Raw genomic sequence first — 24366 nt, forward strand, 5'->3', positions numbered from 1 at the left:
GCACCCAAACCTTCAAAAGCAAAATTCAAGACCTGACCCTGAGATAGTTCTCGATACTTCGTGGCGAAGCCTGATCATCAAAATGGATGTGTGGTGAAATCGGGACACCAGTGTGTTTCGATCCATCTTCATAGATGAACGAGAACTCTGTTTCTGTTCCGACAGGAAGAATCAAACAACCAATTTTGGTATTCGTACCGATAAACATATCTAACAGTTGTAACTTACCCATACCAACCTTCCTCTTTCCAATTAGCAGCAAGTTGGTTTTACTCTCTATGTGGAAAACGTTCATATTTGGATCTCGAAACATATGAATGAATATGAAAAAGAGTTAGAAAAAAACAATCCAGAAGAGTTAAAAAACTGAAGAAACAATACCAACGTTAACAACCAATAACCCGATGCAACCGTAAATGTTATTAAATTTACGGTCACTACTCTTACTGACTAACTCGAGTTTTTCGGAAATATAAAGACAGACAATACTAGTGGTTGGTTGCACAAGGTGTTATCTAACTAGGTTAACAGGTAAGTATCCTTACACTACACGCTCGAGTAGTTTGATTATCAAAAATAAATTGAATGTAATTAAAAGATTAGGCGGTTTATCTAGGATAAAAAATCTCTATGATGTGGGTGTCCAATCAAAGGAGAAACAACATGTCAGCACCAACAACTATGAAAGCAATTGGTTTTACTCAATCACTAGCAATTACAGAGCAAGATAGCTTATTTGAGTTTGAAATAAGCCTGCCAGAGTTAAAAGACAATGACCTGCTTGTGAAGGTGAGTGCGACCTCGATTAACCCTGCAGATGCGAAGATTCGTATCCGTAACGCACAAGATAAAACCCTAGAACAACCAAAAGTATTAGGTTACGACGCAGTGGGTGAAGTGATTGCTAAAGGCGACAATGTTGTAGGCTTCGAAATTGGTGACCGTGTTTATTACGCAGGTGATGTGACACGTATGGGGGCGAATGCTGAGTATCAAGCGGTCGATTACCGAATCACAGCTCACGCACCAAAAAGTCTTTCTGACGAATCAGCTGCAGTCATGCCTCTAACAACACTGACAGGTTGGGAAGCCTTGTTTGATCGCCTACGAGTTCGCCCAGAAGAGAAGAAGTCTATCCTAATTATTGGTGGTGCGGGTGGTGTCGGTTCGATAACGATTCAATTGGCGAAACAGCTTACTAACCTGACAGTGATTGCGACGGCTTCAAGACCTGAGACGGAGCAGTGGGTAAGAGATATGGGGGCTGACCATGTTGTGAATCACCGTAATCTGGTGGAGTCAGTACGTGAGCAGGGAATTCAACATGTTGACTACATCTTCAACGTTGCTGATACCAAGGGCCACTGGGATGCAATGGTTGAGCTGATTGCTCCACAAGGCATGATCAGCTCCATTGTAGAATTTGATGGTGGTGTTGACCTATCAAAACTACAAGGCAAATCAGCAGGCTTTGTCTGGGAATTGATGTTCACTCGCTCACTGTTTAATACTGACGATATTCAGAAGCAGCAAGATATCCTGTTCCAAGCGGCAAACTTGATTGATGCTGGCCGCATTAAGTCAACACTCACTACAACATTGAATGGCTTTAGTGTTGAGACGCTAAAAGACGCACATCAACGCATCGAAAGTAGCGCATCAATTGGCAAAACTGCGATTAAATACTAATACCAATCGTACTAAATAACTGGTCATTCTAGCTTGTTAAAATACTCGATAACGGCGTTAGAATTTTTGATTGTAGAATAACTACTTATCGAAAAATTGTGCCTTGTTCTCGAGCATTTTTCCTGCGCTAGTTCTGATCACTTACTTAGTGTGATTGGTATAATTCAAAATATAATAAATGGGATTATTGATGAAACTGTATATCTACGAGCATTGTCCATTTTGTGCACGTGTTGCTTACGTTGCTAATGTACTGAAACTTAACGTTGAATACCAGGTTGTGGATTATGCTGATGCACAAACTCTGATTGATTTAATCGGTCAGAAAATGGTGCCAGTATTGGAGAAAGCTGATGGTAGCGTGATGGCGGAAAGCATGGATATCATTGCTTACTTTATCGAGCAAGCTGGTATTGATGCGGTAGCTGTACCATCGGCAGAGACGTTGGTATTTCAGCGTGAGGCTTTCCCTTTGATTCAAAGAATTGGCTACCCCCGCTGGACGAAATTGAATCTAAAAGAGTTCGCTACTGAAGCAAGTGTTGCTGCATGGCAAGCAAAGAAAGAGACAGAAGAGCTGAACTTTGTTCGCCTGTTAAAAAACACAGAGCAGATTGTTGCAGACGTGAATGCACAGTTACTTAAAGCTGAAGCGTTGATCCAACCGAATGCGGGTAGATCGCCACTCCCTTTGGTTGATCAGGCAATCTACTTCTCGCTACTGCGTGGCTTCTTTACCGAATCTACGATTGAGTGGCCGCAAGAGCTTAAATTATGGCTAGAAACAAACAGTAATGAGCTAGGTGCAAGTTTACTAACTTTTTAGGCTGGTTGGATGAAAGCACATTAATTAGCCCCGAGTTATCACTATGATAGCTCGGGGCTTTCTTCATCAAACTAGAAGACAATAAAGGCTGTGATCTCCTTTTACTCATTGTTATCCAACAACGTGCTAGATCTTTACGCCAAAAAATACCCCATAGAACAAATATCTATCCAAAAAAAAACGCCTCAATGAGTCTGGAGTGACTATCATTAAGGCGTTTGAGTGCATTTGTAAGGTTAAGCAACAGGAAAGCGTAATAGCTTGTAATTCTTTTCTGTTTTTCGCTATTAGAAATGACTAATTAATTAACTAAAAATCAATAGCTTAACCAGTAAATGATGGTAATAAACCTACCATAGACATTAGGTGGAATACCGCAGTTAACACACCAAAAGCAATTACGCCGTAAACCATCGCGTTGCCGCCAGGTGCTTTAAAGGTGTTTTCACCTGTATTCGTTTTACGTGCTTTGTACACTAGAAGTGCAGGGATGATACAAGTCCATACCGTTGCTGCTGCGCCTGCGTAACCGATAGCGATAACAAAACCGAATGGGAACAGTAAAGAAAGCACCAGTGGTGGTAGAAAAGTCACAGCCCAAGTTTTACCACGACCTTGTTTAGTGTCATCAAATTTGCACAAGTCAGCTAGGTAATCAAATACGCCCAGACCTACACCAATGAACGATGACAAGATAGCCGCCATAGAGAAGGTGTTGATTGCACTTGCTACTCGCTCAGATTCAATGACAGAGCCTAAAGCGCCAAGTAGGGCATCAATGTTGCCACCTTGCTCGATGATAGGTACAAAGTCAGTACGTGGCAGGTTGCCAAAAATGCTGAATAGCCATAGGAAGTACAAAGCTAATGCGATACTTGTACCAAGTAGAATCGCTTTACTGGCTCTTTTCTCATCACCGTAATAAGAACGCATAGAACCTACAGAGTGGTGGTAGCCAAAAGAGGTCAGTGCGACAGGCAGCATAGCCAGTACATAAGGAGTGTAACTTGCGTTGCTATTGATTGAGTCAGACAAAATAGCGAAATCAACATTAACCGCTAGCCCTGATACGCCAAACACAAAACTTAAAATCATAAAAGTAATGAGAACGACCGAAATACGGTCTACAGCGCGAGTAGAGTGCCAGACAAAAATGGAGAAAACTAAAACGAATAGAATAGAGGAGATCTGACTGCTAACGCCGAGCATATCTTGCAGGATCAAACCTGAAGACGTGATGTAAGCGTACAGTAAGATGCCACCCACGAAGTAAACGGTTAAGTTGTTAAATAGGTTAACTTTTTCCCCAAGAATATCCTTAGTTACAGTGTTAAAAGAAGCTTTTAAATCGTAGCTTTTGTACGCTTCAAGTAGCATCCAACCAGAGATGGTCATGACTGCCATTGTGAGGGAAATAGCAACGATTGACCAGAAGGTCCATGCGCCCGCTCCCGCACTTGGAAGGCCTAGCATTCCTGCGCCCACACAGACGCTAGCAATGATACATGCGCCTCCAATGAGGGAAGGACCTTTTTCCTTCGCTCCCTGTTTTTCTAAGGGCATATCAATACTTTGTGCCATAGATGATCCTTTGTTTCACGTTATTAGAATTTAATACCCAAACCTATTTTTATTTATGATGGTTTTTTGGGTCTGAAATATAAAAGGCCCCAAAAGTTGAGGCCTTATATTGTGTTGCTTATGCTGTTTCTAGTACTTTTTCTTCAGTCTTAGGTGCAACTTTTACTGATTCAACTTCTTTTAGTCGAGCAGTGAAGTGACGCAATACTTTAGGTTCGTAAGTGAACTCAAGTCCTTTCACATTGGCTGCATTCTCTTTAACTTTCTGGAATGCTTCGATAACGAAGTCCATGTGTGTTTGCGTGTAAGTTGCGCGTGGGATAGTCAAACGCAGTAGCTCAGCTGGACATGGGTGTTGCTTACCTGTAGCAGGATCGCGACCCAATAGTAGAGAACCAATTTCAACCGCACGGATACCGGCAACTTTGTACAGCTCACAAGCCAGTGCGTGTGCTGGGAATTGACCTGCAGGGATATGAGGAAGAAGTTTGCCTGCATCAACGAATGCAGCGTGTCCGCCTGCTTGTTGACAAACAATGCCAATTTTCTCTAGGCCATCAACCAAGTATTGAACCTGACCGATACGGTAAGCTAGCCACTCTTGACGCATGCCGTCATATAGACCAACCGCTAGACGTTCCATTGCGCCGCCTTCAAGACCGCCGTAAGTAGGGAAGCCTTCTTGAACAACACACAAAGTACGACATTCAGTGTACGAATCTAGCATTGAGTCATCTTTGAAACACAACAAGCCGCCCATTTGTACCATTGCGTCTTTCTTAGCAGACATTGCTAGGCCGTCAGCATACTTGTAGGTTTCGCGAGTGATTTCTTGGATAGTCCAATCTTGGTAGCCTTCTTCACGTTGCTGAATAAAGTAAGCATTTTCAGCGTAGCGAGCAGAATCCATGATGACTGGGATGTCATATTTTTGTGCCATTTCGTACACAGCTTTTAGGTTAGCAATAGAAACTGGCTGACCACCTGCAGAGTTACAAGTGATTGTGCTAACAATGTAAGGTACGTTGTTAGGGCCTGCTTCTAAAATAGCTTCTTCTAGTTTAACTAAGTCGAAGTTACCTTTAAAGTCTGCGTTTACTGAAGTATCAAATGCTTCTTCTGTATAAACGTTTTTCGCAACACAGCAGTTAACTTGAGTGTGGCCTTGAGTTGTATCGAAGAAGTAGTTAGAAAGTGCAACCATCTTATTGCGGTCTAGGCCTTTCTCCATTTCACGTTTCTTAATAAGAACAGGAATATAAATCTGCTCTGCACCACGTCCTTGGTGAGTTGGAATCGTGTGCTCGTAACCGAAGATATCTTTTACGGCATTTGCTAGAGCGTAGTAGCTGCGGCTACCACTGTAGGCTTCATCACCACGTAGCATAGCGGCTTGCATTTCTTGAGTAATAGCGCCGGTGCCACTGTCTGTTAGTAGGTCAACAAATACATCTTCACTGTCCAGTAGAAACGGGTTCATTCCTGATTTGATGATAGCTTCTTCGCGGTACTCACGAGTTGTGCGTTTCACAGGCTCGATTACACGAATGCGGAATGGTTCTGGTAGATGCTTAAAGTTTTCCATAATAATACCTTTGGATTTTTGGGTGTATAGAACACCACTTATATAATGTAGGATGTTATTTTTAATTACGTGTATTTATTAAATCTATTTTATTAATCACGTAAGTATACAGACTCACTCTATTATTTTATTAGAGTTAAGTTTTATTGGTGGAGCTTTATTATTAAAGTTATTGGTCAATATTTATATAAGCAAAAGTTAACTATATTGAATCTAAATATTTTCTATATAATTTAACGTTAAACTTGTTTGCTTACGGCCAACCTAAAAGACAACAATCACAGTACAGAACTCGCAAGTTATTGAGAGGTTCTGTTGAACGGATTTATGACTAATGGTCAGTGGTAAAAATAAAATATTGATTTATAACAGTGGTTTACAAGGTTACTCTGACGACAAGTGGAAAGACAACTGATGATCAATATTATACCAAGCTAACAGGGTTAGCTCTTTTTCAGATTGCGATTTGTAGTAGATAGACATTTGATGTCTCCGTTTTATTCTGCAATGTTGTATAACTTGATGGAAAGAATAATAGTGCATATTAATAATGAATGAAACGCCAGTTAATTATAATTGTGACGAATGGGAAAATGAAGATCACAGATAAGGTCTATTCGCTATTAAAATAGAGTTTTATTGAGTATTTCACTATATTTAATTTGATCACCGTCAAATTTATACTTTGGTCATTCATTGCCTATTAACTAAAATGAGTAACACTGCAAAGAATAAATAAATGATAGTTGTTTCATATCGATAGTATTCATCGTAATTATGAGTGGTAATTTCATCGCAAAGTAATACTAAGATATAAAGATATGTCTTATTAGTTGCCATTTATGCAGGATCTGGACGATTCTTAGTGGGCTGTTCATTTTTTCTGCTAAATATGGTGTACAAACGATTTTAACTATTGCACACGCAAACGTTTAGCTGTATTTTTTCGCCACTGAAATTTTTACTAACATTTTTATGGGAAATGAGCTTGTCAGGGGCTTTTCCAACAAACACAAAGGAAACAAAATGTCCGAGAATACATCAAATCAGTCCTCAAAAGCGGGACTGAATGATAATGGCACATCTGCTACTGGCGGCTGGCTTGATACATTCTTTTTGATTTCACAGCGCGGAAGTAACGTTCGCCGTGAAGTAGTAGCGGGGTTAACTACCTTCTTAGCTATGGTGTATTCCGTAATCGTTGTGCCAAGCATGCTAGGCAACGCAGGTTTTGACCAAGGTTCAGTGTTTATCGCAACCTGTTTAGTGGCGGCGTTTGGTTCTCTGTTGATGGGGTTATGGGCAAATCTACCAATGGCGATTGGTTGTGCTATCTCATTGACCGCATTTACCGCTTATAGCTTAGTATTGGGGCAAGGCGTATCTATCCCGGTTGCTCTAGGCGCGGTATTCCTAATGGGTGTGGTCTTTACGGCTATTACCGTAACGGGTGTGCGTCAGTGGATTCTAACCAACTTACCTTCAGGTATCGCGCACGGTACGGGTATTGGTATTGGCTTATTCCTACTACTTATCGCCGCAAGTGGTGTTGGTCTTGTGATCAAAAACCCAGTAGCTGGCTTGCCTGTAACTTTGGGCGAATTCACTTCTCTACCTGTAATCATGTCAATGCTAGGTCTAGCGGCGATTTTTGGCCTAGAAAAACGTCAAGTTCCTGGCGGCATTCTATTGGTTATCGTGGCTATCTCGATCTTTGGTCTTATTTTTGATCCTGCAGTGCAATACCAAGGTTTCTTCGCTCTGCCTAGTATCGGCGGCGACAGCTCTTTGATTGGCTCTATGGATATCATGGGCGCACTTAACCCAATCGTACTACCAAGTGTACTGGCATTGGTAATGACCGCGATTTTTGATGCAACAGGTACAATCCGCGCAGTAGCAGGTCAAGCTAACCTTCTTGATAAGAAAGGCAACATCATCGATGGCGGCAAAGCGCTGACTTCTGATTCTATCTCTAGCATCGTATCTGGTGCTGTAGGTGGCGCGCCAGCAGCGGTTTACATTGAATCAGCAGCAGGTACAGCAGCAGGTGGTAAAACAGGTCTAACTGCGGTAACGGTTGGCGTTCTGTTCCTTCTACTATTGTTTGTGGCTCCAATTAGCTACCTTGTTCCTTCTTACGCAACTGCGCCTGCACTTATGTACGTAGGTCTGTTGATGCTAGGTAACGTTCGTAAACTGGACTTTGAAGATTCAGTTGATGCACTTTCAGGTCTTGTATGTGCGGTATTTATCGTACTCACAGGCAACATCGTAACGGGCATTATGCTTGGCTTCATGTGTCTAGTGGTTGGCCGTGTGTTCGCGGGTGAGTGGAAACGTCTAAACTTCGGTATCTTATTGATCACCATTATTTTGGTTGTGTTCTACGCTGGTGGTTGGGCTATCTAAGCTTCGCTATACAACACAGTTACATAGAATTATGAATACCCAGCCAATTGGCTGGGTATTTTTTTACGTGAGGGGTTATATCAATCGCCGCAATTAATGGTCATCGTGTAAGGTTAAAACACGTTAGAGCTTACTCAATGTTGCTAGACCATTCTTCAGGGTGAGTGAGCATGGTTTTGTCAGCAAATTGCTTTGCTCGAATGTCTTGCGGGTTGTAAATCGCGCACGATTCCATAGATAAACAACCACAACCAATACAGCCACCGAGATCGTTTTGCAGTGCTTTTAACTGCTCAATACGATGTTCGAGCATGGCGTTCCAATTTAACGCCATTTGCTCCCAGTGCTGGCGGTTGGGAGCTTGATGCTTTGGTAAATCTGCCAGTGACGTTGCAATCTCGTCTAAGGTCAGCCCAACCATTTGCGCCGCTTTGATCACCGCAATTCTGCGTATTACGCTGCGATGATAACGTCTTTGATTGCCCTGATTTCGCCAACTGTAGATAAGCGCTTTTTGTTCATAAAAATGTAGGGTAGAGACCTTAACCCCAGTTCTTTTTGCTACCTCACCAATGGTCATTTCCATAAATTATCCCCGTATTTGTTTCGCCCTTTTGCATAATTAAATGCGAAAGCGCTTTACCTCAAGTTAACTTGAGGTATTAACCTAGCATCAAATAAGCAATAAATGGAATATAAGTATGGGATTGACTGTAAAAAATCGTACACGCCCCTATCTGACAGGACAGCTCTTTGATGGCATTTCATCCGGTTTATTTATGATGGCGCTCCCTTGGATCATGCTATCTACTCCAAATATGGGGGTATTTGTCGCGATATTAGCGCTTGTTTGTACCGCACTTTCTTTTTGTCTGACTCCCATTTTCTCAACCTTGATAGATCGAACCTCAAGGAAACATTTGTTGATATGGGTGCAAATGTTGCAAACGAGCACGGCACTTTTAGTCGCGCTGGTTTATGGATTGGGCTATGAATCTCTGTGGTTGTTAGCCATTGCGCAGATAGTATTTTGGACATCCAGTAACTTAGCGTGGACCGCCAATAACGCTTTTACTCAAGAGAATTTTGAACAGCATGAATATGCGGCGCTTTCAGGGAAGCAAGAAGTGATAATGCAAGGCGCTACGTTAGGTGCTGGAGCATTAGGCGTGCTGTTACTAGAAAGGTGGGGCATGTATGAATTTGCCTGTTTTGCAGCTAGCGCCTCAGCCATCGCAACGGTCAGTTATATATTAACGCCATATCGCCGACAATTACGTCAATCAAAGGCAGTTTCTTTTGTCACGCAGATGAAAGAGAGTCGCGAGATATACACTCAAAGGCCGCACTTCTATGTGTTCTTGATGCTGTCTGCACTGAGCTACCCAATCTTAACTTTTTTAACTAAGTTGGTTCCTATTTGGTTTTCCGAAATGGGTATCTCTGGTGATTGGTTTGCCGGCTATAACATTGCCTTTGGCATGGGATCATTAATGACGGGGTTATTGGTCAGTCGTTTATTAGGCTTGGGCTCTCATCAACGGATTATGATGGGTTCTATGGGGTTTGCCGCCATCATGCTGGTGGGAATGAGTCTGTCACCATCGCCACACTTTATATTGGTCTTCACGTTTTTATTTGGCACCTTTAACGCTTTAAATCGAATCGCTCGTACTAATTGGATGCATCATAGTATCCGCATCGATCAACGTGGCCGAGCCGATGGCGGGTTGCAGATGTTTGCGACATTAGCGCAAAGCATCAGCTATGTTGGCATTGCGTTTCTAAGCCATTTTGGTATCACGCAACTCGGTTTCTTTATTGCCGCTGGTGTTATGTTGTTCGCGGTCTTGATGATGATGCGTCTTAACAATAGATTGCACGGCGCGCGTAAAATAAATCCATCGCTTACTTGAATGTCTTTGATAACTATAGCTAAAAATTGTGCTGAAAGTTTCTTCTGATAGATAGTGTCTATTCTATAAGAGACAAATAGCCAAGGGGGCACAGCAATGAAGAAGAAAGTCACAACTCGAATCAGTATGTTGATCGCAATCGGCCTGTTATTTTTCGCCAGATCCGTATTTGCATTGGATGCGGTGTACAGCGATTTTCTTGGGAAAGCGATTAAAGGCTATGATCCCGTGGCGTATTTTACGATGCAAAAGGCGCAAAAAGGGGATAAGCAGTATCAATATGAATGGAAGGATGCGACTTGGTATTTTTCGTCTGAAGAAAACCGAAACTTGTTTGTAGCAAATCCAGAAAAATATGCTCCGCAATATGGGGGATATTGTGCATGGGCAGTCAGCAATGGCTATACCGCGAAGATTGATCCAAATGCTTGGTCTATTTATGAAGGCAAGCTGTACCTTAATTACAACCAATCTGTTCAGGTAAAATGGGTAAAAGACGTACCGAATAATATTGCTAAAGCGGATGGTCACTGGCCAACATTGTTGGCGCAGTAACGCTTGTTCTGCGGTTATTTTTCAATAACAGCAGCCAAGAAAAGAGAGGCGCGCGCCTCTCTTAGTCTTAGTTATTTGTTAGTTATTTCTTAGCGTTAAACATTTTTTCGTTACGCTTGTCTGAATCAGACCAGAAGTTGATGTTGAATTGCGCATCATCAGACATTTCAATGCGGTGCCAGTATTGCGGTGGGCTAGTTGCAAATTGACCGGCATTGATCACTACAGTGACTTCAGGTTCTGTCGCATCGCCATCAGCAAAACCGTAGTAAGTTACAGTACCTTCCATTACAACAAGCTGACCAAATACTTCTGCCGCAGTGTTGTGATGAGTAAGTAAAGCTTGTGGCACGCTGTCTTTAGTGAAAAATGGAGTAGAACGTTGGATAGTCCAGTTTTTTGGGATTCTTAAATGGCTCATAATTTTTCTCCTACACACCGGTTGGTGTGATTGATGTAAAGGTAACTGTAGACTGCTTTGCGATAGAGTGTTGAGATTGATTGAGATTTGGCAACACAGTATTTTTCAGCAGCGAAGACCAGATAGAGTGCACAGCATTTTGGATGCCTTTAAAAAGCAAACTGGCAGAAGAGTTACGCTCTTTTGCGAAGCAGTGTGCGGATTGGCATTGAAGCTCCTCAATGTAAGCCTCTGCAGTTTGGTTTTCTAAAAACATCTGATACATGATGGTCTCTTATCGGTTTGATTATCTATTTGATACTTTATACATAGCAATTGCCGTGCCAAAAAATTAAATCTACTAATTTCAATTACTTACGAATATGCGGTTAGTTTCGTTGTTAAATTGACAATCTTATTTCGTTATCGCAAACACAAATAATTATCATTTAGATAATGCTGTTCTATTTTCAGGGTAATTTCTCGCCTGTTTAAGTGAACACTTCTAATCTAAGTAAAGGACAAATAAATAAGGCAGGGAATATGAGTCGAAAAAAACCAACACCTAAGCGAGTGACCGTCATTAGTACGCAACGTATTTCTCCCAATATGCAAAGAGTGGTGTTACAAGGCGAGGCACTGGCTAATTTCCCAGAAGATTGCGCAGCAAGCTATGTTAAGTTTTTGTTTGACGGGAAAGGCAATACCATTTCTGAGATAGCGCCTGATTCTCGGCCAATTATGCGCACTTATAGCATTCGACGTTTCATGCCAGACACTGCCTCTATCGAAGTCGATTTTGTGCGTCACATTACCCAAGACCCAGACAGCGGTTTTGCAACTCGTTGGGCCGATGCCGCACAAGTCGGCGATGAGATTAGTTTGATGGGGCCGGGCGCAATCGCGCCCATTAATACTGATGCCGATTGGTTTTTTATGGTGGCGGATATGACAGGTTTGCCCGCTTTATCAGCCAAGCTGAAAACATTGCCTAAGCAAGCGATAGGGTATGTGGTGATCAAAGTGACTCATCAAGACGATATTCAACCCCTTTCGCTCCCGAGCAATATGCAAGCCACTTGGATTACAGATGAGTCATTAAATAAAACAGTGCAAGCATTGCCGTGGCTGGATGGCTCTCCCTTTGTTTGGGTGGCGAGCGATTTTGATTCTATGCGCGAGCTGCGCCAATACTTTAGAAACGATAAAAATATCCCTAAGGATGACATTTATATCAGCAGTTATTGGAAAGAGGGCATTGCAGAAGACGGGCATAAAGTATTGAAAAAACAAGATGCCGAAGCGCATGAATAACGGGGAATTGTAGTTTTTAAACAGTTAAACCAGCAAGCTCCATGTTACACGTTCCATAGCATAAGCGGAGCTTGCTGATTAATTTCTGTTATCTACCTGAGTAATACACGATCACCGCATCATCATCGAGGGTGCGAGAGAAAGCGTAACCTCTGCTCTGCTTGAGATCTTTATGTACGCCGCCGCCAATAGCAGGGTGGCGCTGGCGAAATTGCCCCAGTGTTTGCCAGTGTTCTAACAAACCCTCTCGCTGTGCATCAAGTTTCCACAACATATCTGAGCGTGTGCCTTGATGAAAATCGTCTGCATACGGGCCAATTTCTCTGGCTATTTCATCGCCGTAATAAATTTGGATAGCGCCCGGTGATAGCAATAAAGCGTTGGCCGCATTGCGTTGCATCTCAAAAGATTTGAAGCGTGAAAAGAACAACTCGGTATCGTGAGAAGACATATAGCTAACAGGCGTATATCCGGGGTTTTGCTGAATTTCGGCGCTGTAATTGGCATAAGTCTTACGCATGTCAGAGAAACAGGTCGCCCCTCTATCCAATTGTTTTTGCATATCAAAGTTAATTAGAGCATCAAAGCCCTCATCGGCATACGGTGAACGATAAGCCGAATGCGCCCATACTTCTCCCATCATCCAAAACGGTTGCTGTGGGCGTTGGTTCTCTTTTTGCCATTGTGCTAATTTTTCACTGGCTTGCGCTTTTAGATCCAGCCAAACATCACCTTCTACGTGTTTTACTGTGTCGACACGAAAAGCATCGATGCCAAAACGTTTCACCCAGTCGGTTTGCCATTCGACTAAATAATCAGCAACCCGATAATGCTCTTTTGCCACTACATGCGTGCCGGGGTTATCTAACAACCATTGCGGTGGTGTGACAAACTTATCTGATTCGGTTTTAAAATCAGGCAGCCCAGCTAGCGTTAATGTTTTGTCACTGCTACCGGGTTTATCGTATCCTGGCAGACCTGAGCGCACCCAATCTGCGCCCCACCATTGCGACCAATTTTGACTCTGGTAGTCGATAAGCTCATGAGAGGAGTGCCAGTTTTTGCCTGATTTCGGTTGCCATTTAGTGAGATCTTGGTCTTTGGCAGCCGCTTTGAGGACATCAATGTTATCAAATTCAAGATCGGCTAAGGTGGCATAGCCTGGGTGATTGATCACCGCATCTAACATTACCTTGATGCCGCGTTTGTGCGCTTGCTCGACCAATGTTTTCAGGTCGTTGTCATTACCAAAGTTTTCATCAATCTTGGTGAAATCTCGTGACCAATAGCCGTGATAAGCATAGAAAGGAAAAGAGCCTTTATCGCCACCACCGACAAAGCCATGCACTTGCTCTACAATAGGGGAGAGCCAAATAGCATCGGTTCCAAGAGATTGAATATAATCAAGTTTGTTGATTACACCTTGTAAGTCACCGCCATGGAAGGTGCCAATCTCTTGCTTACCATCTTGTTGACGCCCATAGCTATGATCATTACTGCTATTACCGTTGTTGAATCTGTCTACCATCACAAAGTAGATATTGGCATTGCGCCAATCTAACGGTTTTGCATCTGTGCTAGATTTTTTAGCCACAGGTTCTATTAGCATCACACTACCGGTTTTACGTGTAGGGTTAAAAACCACTACGCCGTTATTTACCGTCGCAACTTGGCCACTAAACGCTTCTTTGAGTTGAGTGCCGTCGGCAAAAGTATCGGCTACGTTAATTTCAGCAGGCATATCGGTATATGCTTCACAACCTACTTTAGGCAAAGGGCGGACAAAAGTTTGTTTTACGGCCTGTGTAGGTTGGCGCTTAATTAAAAGAGTATGTTGTTGATTATCATAAGTAATGGCGTAATCACCAGAAAATCGAATATTAAACGGGAGCTCAGTTTGTGTTTCACAGTTCAGGCCCAGTGGCGTGTTAAAACGAATTTTCTGCGAATCAGGCGCAATACAATTACCGCCTAAACCGGTGACAGTAAAAGTGTATTGGTTTTTGTTTAAGGTAACCACTAGCGGTTCACTGGCGTTTAAAGGATAGTCTCTAGCCGTAGTTGAAGTGGCGATAGAAATATTAGGGCCAGCGGCGTACGCAAGGGATCCACTTAATGCGATAGCGGATAGTACAGCGCCATAAACTAAAGTTGTTCTGATGGTCATGGAAGCTCCATAGATAATGTCTCAATTGGGCTTAGAATGACCAAACTTGGCATTGAGCTCAAATAGCTCGATAGGAATTTGCAGTGCAGATCATTAACTGCGCAAACACAAAGGAGTTCATTGATTTTTATGATTTGTTATAGTGTTTATCGCCTAATGCCACAGAGCTCACACATATGAGTGTTCACCAATTGCGCAGCACAATTTGCTGTTTGATGTTTTTAATTATGCTACCCGTACCACTACAAGCGGCCCCAAACCCGCATTGGTACCCCTCTTTTATTTCCTCTCAATATCATGCGTGGACCGAAACCGATTTTCGCCAATCTAGCCAATGGTTTGACTGTGCAGAAAATGAAACGCCTTTATTTTGTTCCGATGAGGTAGTTATACATCGAACTCCCATGTATGGGACGGTTGCGTTTGACGGACAACAAAAGCCAATACTGAAATTAAACAGTGAGTTTAGCTTGGTCTATTTCAATGAATTGCAACTAGGTTTAAGAAGCGATGGTTTTCAATTAATCAAAATTGAAATAAAGGGCCACATGTTCGATATCACCCAGCAATTAACCACTCAATCCGCAACCGAGGTCGATAAACAGGTACAACAATTTATCCAAGGTTATCGAGCCACGGATCCAAGAGTCTTGTATTGGCAAAGTCTAGATCAGCAATATTCAGTGTTATGGCAGAGCGATAAAACCGCGATACAACTTATTTACACCCAAGGGGACACGCAGTTTGATGCCCATTGATGTGGATGAAATGTACAGCTTAGTCCCTGCAATGTGTGTCCAGCCTCGCAGTTCTTACTTAATTCAATGCAATTTAAATACTCGTTAATTGAGCAATAGCACTACAGCACATAGGATGAGGGCTTACTCGACCGACAAAACTTGGAGTAGTTAATGGTACAGAAAGTGACTCTCGCCCCACAGGGACCGCAGTTATCAGAGTTAGTACAAGGATATTGGCGTGTTGCTGATTGGAATATGACCCCAGAGCAACGTCTTGCTTTTTTGCATCAACATGTAGAATTAGGCGTAACCACCGTTGATCATGCCGACATTTATGGCAACTATGAGTGTGAGCGTCTATTTGGCGAAGCACTGGCGTTAGATAAAAGCATCCGCGAGCAAATACAAATTGTCACTAAGTGCAATATCATGCTCTGCGGCGATAAAACGCCACAACGCAAAATCAATCACTACAACTCATCACAGCAACATATTATCGCTTCAGTAGAGAACTCACTGCGCAATCTGCAAGTCGACAATATCGATGTATTGTTGCTGCACCGCGCAGATGCCTTAATGGACGCTGATGAAGTGGCGCAAGCTTTTGCAACCTTAAAAGCGTCAGGTAAGGTTTCGCACTTTGGCGTATCAAACTTTACTCCGCGCGGCTTTGAGTTACTGCAATCGCGCCTAGATGCGCCTTTGGTAACCAACCAAGTTGAAATTAACCCATTAAACTTTGATGTTGCCGATGATGGCACACTCGATCTCATGCAAACCTTACGCACTCGCCCTATGGCATGGTCATGCTTAGCCGGTGGCGCTATTTTTGGTGGTGATACCGAGCAAGCACAGCGCGTTCGAGGCGAGCTAGAAGCATTAAAAGAAGAGTTAGGGGCATGCAGTATTGATCAGGTCATTTACGCTTGGGTCAGAAAACTGCCATCAAAACCACTGGCTATTATTGGTTCAGGCAAGATAGAGCGCGTAAGCTCAGCGGTAGAGGCACTTAAACTGGATATGACCAACGAGCAATGGTATCGAGTGTGGGTAGCGTCGAAAGGCCATGGTGTGCCATAGACAAAACATAAAAAGCAAAGACACTTAACGAGAAATGGCTTAGTTGCGAACAACTAAGCCATTTTTGTTTATTTCAGATATTTATATAAAAGTCGATGGGCAATTAAATTAAGCGTTGCGAGCCGTATAAATATAAGCGCAAGTTGCACCTAAGGCGCACAGCACCATACTCAATACCAGAGTAAAGGTCGGATTATGTGGGGAACCTGCCACAATGGAGCCTAGCACGGCACTCATACCAAAGCGCATTGTTCCGGCAAGTGCTGATGCGGTACCTGCTAAAGAAGAGTAGTTGTTGAGTAACAGTGCCATGCAATTACTGTTAATTAGTCCAATTGATCCCACATACACCATGATGCAAGGAACCAATCCGACAATACCTAAATCAAAGTACCACACGTTAATTAAGCCGATGCTTGCTAGAACGATGAGCGCTAAGCCTGCACGCAATAAGCTGTGTACGCCAATGCTGACTACCCACTTTGCATTGATCATAGTTAATAAGGTCATGGTAATCACATTCAAGCCAAACAGGTAGCCAAAGTGCTCAACCTTCACGCCAAAAATATCGATATAAACAAATGAACCTACGGTTAAGAACGAAAACATTCCGGTAAAGGCGAGCGAGTCACAAGCGATGAGCCCTAGAGATTTCTTATTACGCAAAACCTGTATGTAATTTAGGAAGATGGAGCGAAACTTCAGGGGTTGACGTTTTTCTACCGGCAGCGTTTCTGGCAACTGCTTGGCAATAAGCAGAATCATCACCACAGATAAACTGGCTAATAATATAAAGATGGAGCGCCATCCAAACCACACGGTAAGGTAGCCGCCAATTAAAGGAGCAACGAGTGGGGCTATGGTCATGATCAAACTGACCAGAGACATTACTCGAGAAAACGCCTCGCGATTAAACATGTCGCGAATCAACGCCATTAGCACAACCGCTCCTGTGGCGCCGCTTAGTCCCTGACACAAGCGTGATAGTGTTAATGCAAAAACCGAATCAACAAATACGCTAGTCAGTGACGATATGCCAAACAGCGCGATACCTATCATTAATACCGATTTTCGGCCATAACTGTCGGATAGCGGGCCATGGACAATTTGCCCTATGGCAAAGCCTGCCATATAAATGGTTAATGTGAATTGGATACTGTTGATACTAGTTGCGAGATCGGTGGCCATGATTGGCATCGCCGGCAAGTACATATCCATTGAAAGAGGCGTTAGCCCCGAGATAGCGCCAAGGGTGAGCATCATCGCTAGCGTTAGGTGAAATATGGGCTTAGAGTTGGCTGTCATTATTTAGTCACATGCTTTGAGGTACAAAATTGCAGAAACGGCTTTGTACTTTTGAGAGTAGAACCCAAATTATGCGCTAAATAAGGAGATGTAGGCATTCACAATAGGCCGGAGTGTTAGCACTATTTGAACATTTTTAAGCGATAGTCGCTTGGCGAGCAACCCTCTTGGTTTTTAAATAAACGACTAAAATAGGAACTGTCTTCATAACCCAGTTGTTGAGCAATGGTTTGCACAGATTTAGTGGTAAAAGTCAGCTCTCGCTTTGCTTCCAAACAAACTCGATTAATGATGCTGGTGGTGACAGTTCTGCCTCGGCTATTTCTCATCAACTCATTGGTGCGCTTGGCGGTGAGGTTGATGGTTGCGGCGTAAAAATCACAACGTTTATAGCTCCGATAATGTTGTTCGATAAGCGATTCTATTTTTAACACCCGTGGATCAAGGGTGCGGGGTTCGGACGATAAGCTCGTATCTTGCTTATAACGGCATAAGTATCGCAAGTAACTAGACAGTAACGATTCTAATAACGCGCTATTTTGTTCCTGATCCGCTTCTTCAAGCAGTTGCCACAATTTGTTGAGTTGTAGTGCACCTTGCTCATCTAAATCTAAATAAGGCACTGCAAAAGCTTTATCAAAACCTAAAGTAAACATGGTCGCTTGTTGGCGAGTCGTGTGTTCAAACAGCTCACTTTTGAATGCGATAACACGCAATCCTCCCTTTAACTGTCTTGCATCGTGTACCTGATCGGGGGAGATAAGAAAGACGCGATTTTTCGCTAATGGGTATTGGATAAAGTCGATGGCATGATGCCCGCAACTTTCTAGCGACCACATCACTTCATAGTAATCGTGGCGGTGTGGTAACCAAATGCCATTGGGTTCATGGCCTTGGATATTAAGCACTTTTGCCGCGCGACCTTCAGGAATAATTTTACTTGGCACCATAACGACATCGACCTAGGGTTAATTGTACATTTTGTAAACCAGTGATTAGCGCTGTTCAATCATGAACGACTGGCAAAACTCGGTTTAACCTCAGTAGGTTGCGCTAACTCATTAGTTAATTACTACTAATACGCTACCTAAAACAGATTATCATTCGCGCTATGCCCGAGCCATTTGTTTTTAGCAATATTGGTCGTGTTATCAATAAGATGTGATAAACAAGCAGCATGATAATTTTTGCTCATTCGACTCGCCAATTTCACAAGGTTCTACAATACTCAGCATAGGTAGGAAATAATCATCTCTATTATTGAATGACTCGGATTGCGATAAGTTAAGGACGGCAAGCCATATGCACAGGACAAGATTGCAGTTAGTCGGTTTTTTAGCGCCTAAACGAGGGCAAGTTAAAGGCGTATTGTTGGCGGCGTTGTTACTGACGTTAACAGCGTGCACAGCCAAGATGGTTTATCGTAATTTAGATTGGGTGGTGCTTGAGTATGTGGAAGATTACGTCACCTTAACGGGGGGACAGGAAGAGATACTCGATCAGCGTTTACAACAATTGGCGCTGTGGCACAAAAACGAAGAGCTGCCTCACTACCAAGCGCAATTACAAACCTTATATGATGCCGATCTTTCAGCGGTGGATATGGCGTTTTTACAGCAACAGCAAGAGGTGTTTCGCTCGCATATTCGTCGCTTATCTAACAAGGCCACGCCGGATGTGTATTTGTTGTCTCGCTCCCTTAGCAAAGGGCAAATTGACGAATTTATCGAGAATTTGACCTTAAAGCATGAGATGTTCACAAAAAAATTCGCCAGCAAAAGCGACCAACAAGCCAAACGTTACTACCAAGAACGAATTGAGAAAAATTTACATCGCTGGCTAGGCTCGGTATCCGATGAACAGCAAGTGATTGTCGAAAGCTGGGCTAATAACATAGAGCGTTCACATAATGAGTGGGCCTTGTATCGAATTACCATGCGCGATCGCATTCACACTATGTTTGCGCGTCGTGATGATCCGTTCTTTTATCAAAAAGAGCTGACCTTTTTAGTCAATGAACCAGAGCAGGTGTATCCAGAGCTGCTTACCCTCAAACTAGAGCGTAATCGCCAGCTCGCCAATCAAAGCATTGTCAGCATACTTGCCAGTGTTTCCGATGCACAAAAGCGACATTTCCGTGAAGAAATCCAAGATTGGCTAAAGTTAGTCAAAGAGCTGCAAATTGAGTGATGAGAGATGTCATAGCAAGGTCAATATGCAACATAATTAGGTGTTTTTAGAATGAATTAGCTTTTGTGATTGTCATACTTTGGCTAATACCTGTTATGAAACTGGTTTTGTAAATTTTGGTTACATTTGTTTTATTAATACTACTGATTTTCACGAATACACTTATCGATTATCCATCTTTTGCTGGGGCGAAAATGACGCCTTTGTGTAAGAGATTTTTGATTTTTAAAAGGTGTATTAATGAAGAAGTCGTTACAAGTAGTGAGTCTGGTGAGTGCTTTGATGCTTGCAGGTTGTGGGGAGTCGCAAAAGCCACAACAAACCGCAGTCGCTCCTACTGTTATCGTCGAACCTGTTGCCATTGTCGCGTATCAGCCTAGCAAAGCTTATGTGGGTCGTATTGAGGCGGTGGAAGATGTTGATATCACTGCGCAAGTGACGGGTTATCTCAAACAACGTCATTTTAAAGAAGGTCAAATTGTCGAAAAAGGCCAATTGCTGTATACGATAGAGCCTTCTTCTTTTGAAGCTCAAGTTGCCAGCGCCAAAGCCTCTGTTGCCCAAGCAAGTGCGCACTTAAAACGTGCCGAAAACGATTATCTGCGTGCAAAAAACCTGCTCCCTAGAGGCAGTATTTCTCAGTCTGAATTTGATACCAAACAAGCCGAGAAATTGGGTGCTGATGCACAATTGCAAGCAGCCAACGCACAGTTATTGCTAGCGCAAGTGAACCTCTCATATACCCAAATTACCGCGCCGTTTACCGGCCGTATTTCAGATACTAAAGTCAGCACAGGCGATCTACTTTCCCCGTCATCTGGCACATTGACCACATTAGTCAGCCTTGATCCTGTGCACGCGTCATTTCAGCTTAGTGAAAGAGAGCGCTTAGCGTTTGGCTTTGATAAATACCAAGGCGATGGCGAATCCAATAGTACTGAATCCAATAGCGGTGGTGTTGAAGTGACGTTAGAGCTGGAAAATGGTCAGCAACATCCGCAAAAAGGCACTTTAGACTTTGTGGGCAACCGCATTGATTTAACCACAGGCACATTAGCCGTGCGCGCGTTAGTGCCGAATGCACAGCATACTTTATTGCCGGGTCAGCACATCAATGTCGTGATCGCTTCAACCAATACCCAAGATGCGGTGGCAATCCCTCGTCGCGCCGTGCAAACCGATGTCGCGGGCGATTTTGTGATGCTAATGAGTGAGGGCAACGTAGCGGAGCGACGTAACGTTGAGCTAGGCGTACAGACTGAAAATGGAGTGATTGTACACACTGGATTAGGTGAGGGCGATAAAATCATCGTCGGCGGATTACAGCGTGTGCGCAATGGCTTACCTGTGCAGGTAGCGCCAGCCAAAGCTGACTCTAAACCAGAAGCGGCGGAGTAATCATATGCTAAGTCGATTCTTTATCCAGCGCCCCAAATTTGCGCTGGTGATTTCTATTATTTTGACCTTGGCAGGCGTCATATCTTTGGCGGTATTGCCCGTTTCAGAATACCCACGAATCAGCCCGCCATCGGTGAGTGTGACCGCTTACTACACAGGTGCTAGCGCCGAAACCGTCGAGCAGGCGATTGCCGATCCGATAGAAACTTCGGTTAATGGCGTTGAAGGCATGATTTACATGTCGTCAAAAAGCGCGAATGATGGCTCGTATAATTTGAACGTGACCTTTGAGGTCGGTACTGATCCTGATATGGCTCAGGTCAACGTACAAAACCGCGTTACGCAAATAGAATCTAAGCTGCCGCCAGAGGTGCGCTCGGTCGGGGTGACGGTGAAAAAACGTTCGCCTGATATGCTGATGGTATTGAATTTCTATTCGCCTGACGGGCGCTATGACGATCAGTTCTTGGTCAACTACGTTAACTTAAATATTAAAGATCAGCTCACTCGCGTGCGCGGCATTAGTGAAGTCAACGTCGTCGGCGGCGGTGAATTTGCCATGCGCGTATGGCTTGATCCGGAAAAGCTTGCCAGTTTAGGGCTGACCACCTCGGATGTGTATGCCGCGTTAAGTGAGCAAAACATTCAGGTGGCGGCAGGTAAAGTGGGCGCTCCGCCGTATGATGCGGCGACTGACGTGACCTTTAACCTAGTGACTAAAGGGCGTTTAGACAGCGTTGAAGAATTTGAAAACGTCATGCTACGCGCCAATCACAATGGTTCGGCGGTGTATCTAAAGGACGTGGCTCGGGTAGAGTTAGGTAAAAAATTCTACGACGGTACGGGTCAGTTTCGCGGTGAAGATGCCTCGATTGTTATCTTAAATTTGCAATCCGATGCGAACGCTCTAGAGAGTGGCGAGTTGGTGATGAGCACCTTAGAGAAGTTAAGCGTTAACTTCCCTGATGGGCTGGCCTATGAGAGCAGTTACGACACCACTTTGTTTGTAGAGGAATCGATAAAAGGGGTAGTCAAAACGCTGATTGAAGCCATCTTATTGGTGATTGCCGTGACCTACCTATTTTTAGGCAGTGCGCGCGCCACGTTAATTCCTGTGGTGGCAATTCCCGTATCGTTAATTGGTACCTTTGCGGTGATGCAAATCACGGGCTTTACCATCAATACGGTTACGTTATTTGGCTTGATCCTCGCCATAGGTATTGTGGTGGATGATGCGATTTTGGTTATCGAAAATGTCGATACCACTATGGCGAAAAACCCATCGCTGACACCAAGAAAAGCCACCTTAATCGCGATGAAAGAGGTGACAGGTCCAATTGTTACTTCAACATTGGTATTGCTGGCGGTATTTTTGCCAGTGGCGATGTTGCCGGGCATTACGGGCATTATGTATCGCCAATTTGCCTTAACCATCTGTATTTCTGTAGTGATTTCATCCATTAACGCACTGACTTTGTCTCCTGCACTGTGTTCACTGGTGCTAAAACAAGGCGGAGGCAATACCGCTGGTTGGTTTAAAGCCTTTAACCGAGGTTTGGATAAGGTGACTTCAGGTTATGGGCGCTTGGCGGGTTTCTTGGTTAAAAAAGGCCTGTTGTTAGTGGCGTTTTTCCTTGTGGCAGTGGCGTTGGTGACTTACTTTGGCAAAACCACATCCACTGCATTTGTGCCGCAAGAAGACAAAGGCATTTTGCTGACCAATGTGCAGCTTCCTGACTCAGCATCGCTGTCTCGCACCGAAGCTGTGGTGGAAGATCTGGTCGGGCTATTTGAAAATGAACCTGGAGTCGAAGGCGTTACTGTAGCTACTGGCTATGCCTTTATGACAGGCGCGGCGGCATCAAACGGTGCTTCGCTGTTCGTGAAATTAAAAACTTGGGATGAACGCGCTAAGCTTGAGGGCGATCATTCATCGTTTGCTATTTCAAACAGAATCAATGCAGCTTCTGCGGCGCAAATTCCAGATGCTATGGTATTTGCCATGGGGCCGCCAGCGGTGCCGGGCATGGGCTCTGCATCGGGTTTTGAGTTTGTATTAGAAGATACCTTAGGCCGCAGTCGCACCGACTTGGCGCAATTGATGAACGATGTGATTCAAGAAGCCAATAAACAGCCAGAGATTGCCTACACCTTTAGTACTTTCCGTGCCAATGTGCCGCACTATTATGTGGATATCGACAGAACTAAAGCCAAACAATTAGGCATTTCGCTCACGGATATCTTCCAAACCCTACAAGGCAACTTAGGCTCAATGTACGTGAATGATTTCACTATGCTGGGTAAGAACTTTAGGGTGACCATGCAAGCGGATAGCGAATACCGCTCGTCGATGGACGATCTGGAACGCTTCTTTGTGCGCAGTAATGAGGGAGTCATGGTGCCGTTAAGCACCTTGATTACCTACGAGCAAGTGTTTGAACCTGATGTGGCGTGGCGTTACAACATGTATCGCTCAGCAGTCATTCAAGGGCAACCTGCACCGGGATTCTCCAGTGGCGATGCGATTGAGGCGATGGAGCGAGTCGCCGACGAAATACTGCCGCAAGGTTATCAGTACGAGTGGACAGGTATGGCGTATCAAGAAAAGATGGCTGGTAATCAGGCAATCTTTGCCTTTGCCCTAGCGCTTATCTTTATCTACCTGTTTATGGTGGCGCAATACGAGAGTTGGACTATTCCGATTGCCATTATCTTAGTGGTGCCAATTGCCACGTTAGGTTCTTTCTTGGCGCTGAACTTAGCCGGTATTCCGTTAAATTTGTATGCGCAGATAGGCTTGGTTCTGCTAATAGCATTGGCGGCAAAAAATGCGATATTGATTGTAGAGTTTGCTAAAAATGAACGCGAAGAAAATGAGCTAGAACTGGATAAAGCGGCGGTAATGGGCGGTAAATTACGCTTTAGAGCAGTGAACATGACCTCGTGGTCATTTATCTTAGGTATTTTCCCGTTAGTGTTTGCCTCGGGCGCGGGTCATATTAGCCAAAACTCATTGGGTATTTCACTGATTGGTGGTCTGCTATGTGTGCTCTTGGCGGGTACGTTATTGATTCCGGGCTTTTATGCCATGATTCAAAGACTACGTGAAAAAGCGCACGGCGGTAGTACTAAGTTGGTGGATCTTGATGATGAATAGCACCGGTTAGGTTATTGCTAATTTAGAGAAAACAAAAGGGTCATGCACAAA

Annotated in this window: 19 protein-coding genes and 1 pseudogene; 11 read left to right on the forward strand and 9 right to left on the reverse strand. The window is 43.7% G+C overall.

Annotated features, from left to right (window positions below; genetic code table 11):
* Positions 1-37: 37 nt before the first annotated feature.
* Positions 38-232, reverse strand: a pseudogene (locus QV280_RS13495) (HipA domain-containing protein); the annotation flags it as partial.
* 431 nt (positions 233-663) lie between these two features.
* On the opposite strand from QV280_RS13495, the gene QV280_RS13500 reads away from it, so the two are divergent.
* Positions 664-1689 (forward strand): zinc-binding alcohol dehydrogenase family protein, encoded by a 1026-nt coding sequence (locus tag QV280_RS13500; RefSeq protein WP_152820373.1) that lies wholly within the window; start codon positions 664-666, stop codon positions 1687-1689.
* A gap of 190 nt (positions 1690-1879) precedes the next feature.
* The gene (gene grxB / locus QV280_RS13505; RefSeq protein WP_152820376.1) at positions 1880-2515 is read left to right on the forward strand and encodes a glutaredoxin 2; all 636 of its coding nucleotides are present in this window, start codon (positions 1880-1882) and stop codon (positions 2513-2515) included.
* Positions 2516-2839: 324 nt separating this feature from the next.
* On the opposite strand, the gene QV280_RS13510 is transcribed toward grxB, so the two are convergent.
* Positions 2840-4096, reverse strand: coding sequence for an aromatic amino acid transporter (locus QV280_RS13510; RefSeq protein WP_253912542.1), 1257 nt, complete (start codon positions 4094-4096; stop codon positions 2840-2842).
* A gap of 118 nt (positions 4097-4214) precedes the next feature.
* On the reverse strand, positions 4215-5681 hold the full coding sequence (gene tnaA, locus QV280_RS13515) for a tryptophanase (protein WP_152820386.1): 1467 nt from the start codon (positions 5679-5681) through the stop codon (positions 4215-4217).
* A 1026-nt stretch (positions 5682-6707) separates the two neighbouring features.
* Here tnaA and QV280_RS13520 point away from each other — a divergent pair.
* Positions 6708-8093, forward strand: a complete 1386-nt coding sequence (locus QV280_RS13520; protein ID WP_253912543.1) for an NCS2 family permease — start codon at positions 6708-6710, stop codon at positions 8091-8093.
* A gap of 130 nt (positions 8094-8223) precedes the next feature.
* Here QV280_RS13520 and soxR read toward each other — a convergent pair whose 3' ends face one another.
* Positions 8224-8679 (reverse strand): redox-sensitive transcriptional activator SoxR, encoded by a 456-nt coding sequence (gene soxR / locus QV280_RS13525; protein WP_152820389.1) that lies wholly within the window; start codon positions 8677-8679, stop codon positions 8224-8226.
* Positions 8680-8794: 115 nt separating this feature from the next.
* Between soxR and QV280_RS13530 the strand changes: the two genes are divergently transcribed.
* The gene (locus QV280_RS13530; RefSeq protein WP_152820391.1) at positions 8795-10009 is read left to right on the forward strand and encodes an MFS transporter; all 1215 of its coding nucleotides are present in this window, start codon (positions 8795-8797) and stop codon (positions 10007-10009) included.
* Positions 10010-10105: 96 nt separating this feature from the next.
* A complete protein-coding gene (locus QV280_RS13535; protein WP_152820394.1) occupies positions 10106-10564 on the forward strand; it encodes a YHS domain-containing (seleno)protein in 459 nt (152 codons plus the stop codon).
* 82 nt (positions 10565-10646) lie between these two features.
* Here the strand turns inward: QV280_RS13535 and QV280_RS13540 are convergent, their stop codons facing one another.
* Both QV280_RS13540 and QV280_RS13545 read right to left on the reverse strand, forming a co-directional pair.
* Positions 10647-10985, reverse strand: a complete 339-nt coding sequence (locus tag QV280_RS13540) for a DUF1971 domain-containing protein (protein ID WP_023405183.1) — start codon at positions 10983-10985, stop codon at positions 10647-10649.
* A gap of 10 nt (positions 10986-10995) precedes the next feature.
* Positions 10996-11250 (reverse strand): hypothetical protein, encoded by a 255-nt coding sequence (locus QV280_RS13545; RefSeq protein WP_152820396.1) that lies wholly within the window; start codon positions 11248-11250, stop codon positions 10996-10998.
* Between the two features lie 257 nt (positions 11251-11507).
* Here QV280_RS13545 and QV280_RS13550 point away from each other — a divergent pair, with 257 nt between their 5' ends.
* Entirely contained in the window at positions 11508-12278 is a 771-nt protein-coding gene (locus tag QV280_RS13550) for a siderophore-interacting protein (protein ID WP_152820398.1), read from the forward strand.
* An 88-nt stretch (positions 12279-12366) separates the two neighbouring features.
* On the opposite strand, the gene QV280_RS13555 is transcribed toward QV280_RS13550, so the two are convergent.
* Positions 12367-14445, reverse strand: coding sequence for an alpha-amylase (locus tag QV280_RS13555; protein WP_152820400.1), 2079 nt, complete (start codon positions 14443-14445; stop codon positions 12367-12369).
* Between the two features lie 176 nt (positions 14446-14621).
* Here QV280_RS13555 and QV280_RS13560 point away from each other — a divergent pair, with 176 nt between their 5' ends.
* The gene (locus QV280_RS13560) at positions 14622-15203 is read left to right on the forward strand and encodes a hypothetical protein (RefSeq protein ID WP_253912544.1); all 582 of its coding nucleotides are present in this window, start codon (positions 14622-14624) and stop codon (positions 15201-15203) included.
* Positions 15204-15356: 153 nt separating this feature from the next.
* Positions 15357-16265, forward strand: coding sequence for an aldo/keto reductase (locus QV280_RS13565; RefSeq protein WP_152820401.1), 909 nt, complete (start codon positions 15357-15359; stop codon positions 16263-16265).
* Positions 16266-16373: 108 nt separating this feature from the next.
* On the opposite strand, the gene QV280_RS13570 is transcribed toward QV280_RS13565, so the two are convergent.
* A complete protein-coding gene (locus QV280_RS13570; protein ID WP_152820403.1) occupies positions 16374-17570 on the reverse strand; it encodes a Bcr/CflA family multidrug efflux MFS transporter in 1197 nt (398 codons plus the stop codon).
* A 122-nt stretch (positions 17571-17692) separates the two neighbouring features.
* Entirely contained in the window at positions 17693-18520 is an 828-nt protein-coding gene (locus QV280_RS13575) for a helix-turn-helix domain-containing protein (RefSeq protein ID WP_152820404.1), read from the reverse strand.
* Positions 18521-18872: 352 nt separating this feature from the next.
* Here QV280_RS13575 and QV280_RS13580 point away from each other — a divergent pair, with 352 nt between their 5' ends.
* The 3 genes from QV280_RS13580 to QV280_RS13590 all read left to right on the forward strand — a co-directional run bounded on the left by QV280_RS13580 (position 18873) and on the right by QV280_RS13590 (position 24315).
* Positions 18873-19760, forward strand: a complete 888-nt coding sequence (locus QV280_RS13580) for a DUF6279 family lipoprotein (RefSeq protein ID WP_152820407.1) — start codon at positions 18873-18875, stop codon at positions 19758-19760.
* Between the two features lie 240 nt (positions 19761-20000).
* Positions 20001-21158 carry an efflux RND transporter periplasmic adaptor subunit gene (locus tag QV280_RS13585; protein WP_152820409.1) on the forward strand — a complete coding sequence of 386 codons (1158 nt, stop codon included), beginning with the start codon at positions 20001-20003 and terminating at the stop codon, positions 21156-21158.
* 4 nt (positions 21159-21162) lie between these two features.
* Positions 21163-24315, forward strand: a complete 3153-nt coding sequence (locus QV280_RS13590; protein WP_152820410.1) for an efflux RND transporter permease subunit — start codon at positions 21163-21165, stop codon at positions 24313-24315.
* Positions 24316-24366 lie beyond the last annotated feature (51 nt).

It is taken from the genome of Vibrio sp. B1Z05, from assembly GCF_052955985.1.